Below are 4859 nucleotides of genomic sequence, written 5' to 3'. Positions count from 1 at the left end.
CTTTGTATTACTGCAATAAGTGGTTTGATGTTGAAATACCTGATGACATTTTAAAGCAGTCAGGGGCTATTATTAAGGCGTCCCGAACTCGTCGGTCGATTATGCTGTGGATGTTTGATCGAGGGTTATTGCCAGACCATCCCAGTTGTTACGACCGCTGGACTGGTTTTGCGAGATGGATTTTGTATCTTCGGTCCCACTATTTAAAGATGCCTGCACACTTGCTGGTACCTCACCTCTTATATAAATCGTTTTGGGGGCCGTTTAAAAAGCGCCTGCAGGAGCGGAAAAAATCAGAGCCCGCCACGTTGGATAAGTTGCTAGAAGAGGCGGCTGCTCAGGCGAAGTCTCGTTAAGAGGCCTCGTTAAGAGGTTTCGTTAAAAATACTATGGCTTGGTTTGATACTGATGGGTGCTGCAGAGGCTTTTTACAGCCTCTGTAAGGGTAATGTTTGTCAGGCAGATATAAGGTTTATCTGTCGTTTTTGTTTTTTAACGCGCCGTTGCAGTAGATACAAACCGCCTAAGAGTAAACCCAGTGATGCTGGAGCGGGTGCCTCACCTGTTGGTGGGGGAGTGTCGGGAGGTCGGGTGGAGGCGTTTAGCGAGCTTAGTTTAAACGCATCTTTCCCTGCGTTCACGTTAAAGTTGAAGCTTGAGGCTGTCACATCGCTCAAATAAGAGCCTATTATCCAGTAGCTTGAGTAGATGCCGCCAGTTTGGCCGGAAGTATCCATTGAGTATGTGTTGTTGCCACCCAGATAGTGACCAATGGCGGTCCATCCGTGACTGACCAGATCCTCTGTGCCATCTGATTGTGTCAGACCCAGGTCACTATCAGGGCCTTGGTAGGCGAGTAGTGTGGAGTCTGAGTCGGTATCAATCCAGCCGAAATTATAGCCGGCAATGGATACGGGTGAGCTAAAATTGAACACCAAAAACTCTTGGTGACCTTCATTGTCAATTTCGTGATCGCCGTCATTTCTGCTGGAGCGATCCAGTCCAAGACCACTACTGCCAAAGTCCTGAAGTTCACTGTTGAAGTTTTCAATGCGGCCATCGTCACTAGTATCAGCCCAGCCTGAAACGGTGGCCGTCAGACTGCTATTCGTGCTTTGAAAAATCATGCCATTACTGGTCGTTGAGCCGCTGCTGGTGGCGTAAGGGCCTGTGAAATCCCATGCGGGGTCTACTGCAGCAAGAGAACCTGTTGAGCCCACAACTAATCCAAATGCTGTCAGGCACCCCAGCGTGAACTTTTGGCTATGTGCTGAACGTTGGTTGTTACGCTTCGCTTTTTTACGCAACATAGGTGGTTCTCCATAGGTGTATTTAGCCGGAAAAGTATTTAGGTGAAATCATGCCGTTGTTTTGTGTTTGATCTCACATCTTTTGGCGTTACATGCTTTTTTATAAGCAAAAACTTGGCCACACCACTCAAAGGCTATATTTTTCAATAAGTTAGCAGGCTCTGTGCGGGAATGCTGTTCCAGGTATTGAACTTATTGTAAAAAAATCTGACAGGTGAAATTGTTAACGATTTAAACGCAATGATCAGACGGGGGAAGCCTGAAGCAGTGGAACGATGAGTTTCGGGTTTGGTAGGTAAGTATTTACGAAGTTTCAGCTGTCGTTACGTTAGTCTTTAAAAGTGTCTGTAACAGGTTCAAAGCCTCATGCTTCCCTTCAAAATTTCCCTCGTGATTCAGTGCTTGTTCCAGTTCGCGCTTGGCCTCCACTTTACGGCCAAGATCGGACAGGGCTTTGCCTAAGTGATAGCGGAGCTCAGGGTTGTCAGTCAGTCTTACCACGGCTTGGCGAAGGTATTTGAGGCCGTCTTCCGTTTTGCCGGATTTCACCAGAAGCCAGCCGAGGGTGTCATTAATAAAAGGGTTTTCGGGAGCATGCCGGTACGCTTCCCGCGCATAATCCAGAGCTTGAGCTTGCCCAAGCTTATCAGATACGTAGGCCATGTTGTTCAACAGGCTCGGGTTGGAAGTTTGTGTGCTGAGCAAAATTTTTAAAATTGCCTGGGCTTCCTGCCACTGTTTAACATTAATCAGATGGAGGCTGTAAGCTGATCCGATACTGCTATCCGATGTTTGTGTCCAGAAATTTGCAAGTAGCTCTGCAGCCTCACTGTCTTTTCCTTGTAGATTGAGAAGTCGGGTTTGATTGAGCACAAGTCGAGAGTCAAAGTTCTGGGTTAGCCCCTGTTGGTAAATGGCCTGTGCCTCAGAGAATTTTTGCAATTGTGTGAGGCTGTCACCGGCAAGAAGGTAGCCAGTCGTATTGTCCGGATACTGTGTGATAACAGTCTGGGATCTCTCATAGGCATCCTGAAAGTCCCCGATAACCAACTGGACCCGAATGTAATCCAGACGAGACGCCAAATGATCAGGGTTGCCCTCTATGGACTTGTACAGTGCATGGCGAGCAGCTTCCCATGATTGTAGCTGGATCAGTTGTAGAGCGATCTGGTGCAAGCTGTCGGAATGAAATCCGGCATCTTTTGTCATGGTTTTATAAAGTGATACGGCTTTGCGTGGCTTGCCTATTTGTTGGTAAACCTGACCCAGCATCATATTGGCATCAAATTGACTCTCGAAGGGGTTGTCAGAAAAGTTGACGGTATCCAGAGCCAGTGCTTCTGCTGCGTCGTACTTTTGTTGTTTTAGGTAGATCTGTATCAGCAGACGGCGTGTATCAATACTATTTTTATGCAGTTGATAGGCGTTTTCACTCAATTTTAATGCGTCATCGAGCTGCCCTTCATCAACATAATAACGAGCCAGTCCCAGCATGGTCTGTTCGTTTCCAGGATGCTCCTTGAGGAGCTTTTCAAATTGCTCCCTGGCGATCTGGGTGTTTCCCTGTGCGTATTCGATTTTGGCGAGATTAATCTGAGTGGGGACTGTGTCAGGGGCCGTTTGGAGAATGTGTTGGAATGTTGTTTTGGCTGCGTCTAATTCACCAGCGGCTTGCTGAGTGACGCCTAGCAGATTTTGAGCACTGATATTGTCTGGTGAGTGTTTTGCCAATTGCTGGGCATAAGACAGTGCGGCGGTATTTTGGTCATTTTTTAGCAGAGCCAGTACCAGAGAAAACCCAGCCTGGTATTGTGTTTTGTCGTGATCGTAGATGGCTTTTAACTGCTGGATGCCATCGTCGAAATGTCGGGTCTGCATCATACTTAATGCCAAACGGGTATCAACCTCTGAGTCTGGAGTATTGTTTGCCGTATTGGTCTGGTTGAGCTTTTTCAGAAGAGCCTGGGCTTGCTCGGGATGACCGGTTTGTGAGTAGGCTTGGGCTAGCAAAGTGATAGTTTTCTTGTCGTCCGGATAGCGGGCGTGGGCGACTTTCAGATAACGACTGGCTGAAAGGGGATCGCCGAGTTTAATGAGGGTGTCGCCCATCAGGCGATTTGCGCCTAAATCGTAGCGGTGTTGTCCAAGATACTGGCTGAGGTATTCTTTGCTGGCCTCGAATTCAGACAGGCCGTAGTGAGCCAAGGCCGCGATCATACTCAGTTGTTGATTGGCCCTGACACTTTCAGGGGGCAATTGGGCGATAATTTCTGTGCAATTTTTGAGCTGTACCAGCGATTGCGCGGCGTAATCATTATCCGGACTTTGCAGGAGGGAGTATGTCAGTCCGCGGAAGTAGGCGGCGCGGGGTTCATAGGGGTACTCCTTCTCAAGATGTTGAAGATCGGAAAGAGTATCGTTAGCGCGTTGCATATCCAGTAGTAGACCCACACGGGCTACCCGAGCCTCGAGGTTAGCAGGGTCTACCTTCAGCGCTTCACTGTAGTTTTCCAGTGCGGGTGCCAACTGGCCATTGGCATGTAAGGCGGATGCGTACAGATTCCAGGCCTCCCCGCTGTCGGGGAAGCGCTGTATGAGCATATGCCCAAGCTGAATAGCTTCTTCCAGGCTTTGTTGACGAATATCCAGTCGAATTTGAGCCATATTGGGGCGTAGGGCCCCGGGAATGATGGCTTCGGCTTGCTCGATAGCTAGTGCAGCCTTGTCATCCTGATTCAAGCCCAAATAGGCTTCTGCTGTGTAGCCCAGTAGCTCCACAGCCTCCTCAGAATTTAGCCCCCGGATAGAGAGTTCATCAATGATGCTCTGGTATTTTTTTTGTTGGCGGTAGACTTCTGCCAGCTTCAGATCGATAAAGCGAGGGTCTGCTCCCATCACTTTTGCTTTGATCAGCGAGTCTTCAGCGGCCTCAGGGTTATTCAGTGCGATCCAAACCTGGGCTGAAAGCACCAGTGAAGGAACGTGCTCCGGGTTTATCTGAAGAGCGTTTTTCAGTTGAATCAATGCGCCCTGGTAGTCATTTTGGTGGTACAGGCGTGAGGCGTCTTCGTGAAAGTCCTGCAAGCTGCTTTGGGCTGTGGCATTAAAAGGGGCTGTGAGTGCGAACACGCTGATGGCAATCAGTAAGCGTTTATGGAAGGGTTTTAGCATGGGTGTGACCAGTTATTTTTATCTCATCGCGACAGGTGCCTCCCGTTGCCGGGAGTTTACCTGATGTATTTCTTCTATCTGCTCGCAGGGACGCTTTCGCACAAGGCGATCAGATACTGTGAAGCACAGCTTGATCTTTATCGGGGAAATCATACTTTGGGATAAGTTCCTCCTGAGCCAGGCTGTCGAGTACCACTTTCAGGTCTTTCATGTCCAGGTGGCGTTTTTCTTCAACCATGCCGTGAAGCATCAAACGGCTGCAGACCAGATTGATTAACCTGGGGATGCCTTTGCTGACCTTCTGAATAGGCTCAAACACTCGCGGGTCAAACGTAGGGTTCTCGTCCCAGCCCACCTGCTCCAGGCGGTACATGATGT

At 48.8% G+C, this 4859-nt stretch carries 3 protein-coding genes and 1 pseudogene; 1 reads left to right on the top strand and 3 read right to left on the bottom strand.

Annotated features, from left to right (window positions below):
• Positions 1 to 356 (top strand): hypothetical protein (locus ACTG33_RS16245; RefSeq protein WP_439136270.1); only part of this gene is annotated, 356 nt, incomplete at its 5' end.
• A gap of 99 nt (positions 357 to 455) precedes the next feature.
• Here the strand turns inward: ACTG33_RS16245 and xdp1 are convergent.
• The 3 genes and pseudogenes from xdp1 to ACTG33_RS16230 all read right to left on the bottom strand — a co-directional run.
• Positions 456 to 1310, bottom strand: coding sequence for an exosortase-dependent surface protein XDP1 (xdp1, locus tag ACTG33_RS16240; RefSeq protein ID WP_439136269.1), 855 nt, complete (start codon positions 1308 to 1310; stop codon positions 456 to 458).
• A 303-nt stretch (positions 1311 to 1613) separates the two neighbouring features.
• Positions 1614 to 4481 (bottom strand): XrtA/PEP-CTERM system TPR-repeat protein PrsT, encoded by a 2868-nt coding sequence (gene prsT, locus ACTG33_RS16235; protein WP_439136268.1) that lies wholly within the window; start codon positions 4479 to 4481, stop codon positions 1614 to 1616.
• Between the two features lie 109 nt (positions 4482 to 4590).
• Positions 4591 to 4859, bottom strand: a pseudogene (locus ACTG33_RS16230) (ExeA family protein); the annotation flags it as partial.

This window comes from Pseudomaricurvus sp., assembly GCF_965662505.1.
Lineage (GTDB): Bacteria > Pseudomonadota > Gammaproteobacteria > Pseudomonadales > Cellvibrionaceae > Pseudomaricurvus.
The sequence above is the reverse complement of the archived record's forward strand: the minus strand, read 5'-3'. Positions and strand labels throughout refer to the sequence as shown.

Excerpts from the sequence above, each read along its gene's own strand:
- xdp1 (WP_439136269.1), bottom strand. The coding sequence starts at position 1,310 with ATGTTGCGTAAAAAAGCGAAGCGTAACAACCAACGTTCAGCACATAGC.
- prsT (WP_439136268.1), bottom strand. The coding sequence starts at position 4,481 with ATGCTAAAACCCTTCCATAAACGCTTACTGATTGCCATCAGCGTGTTC.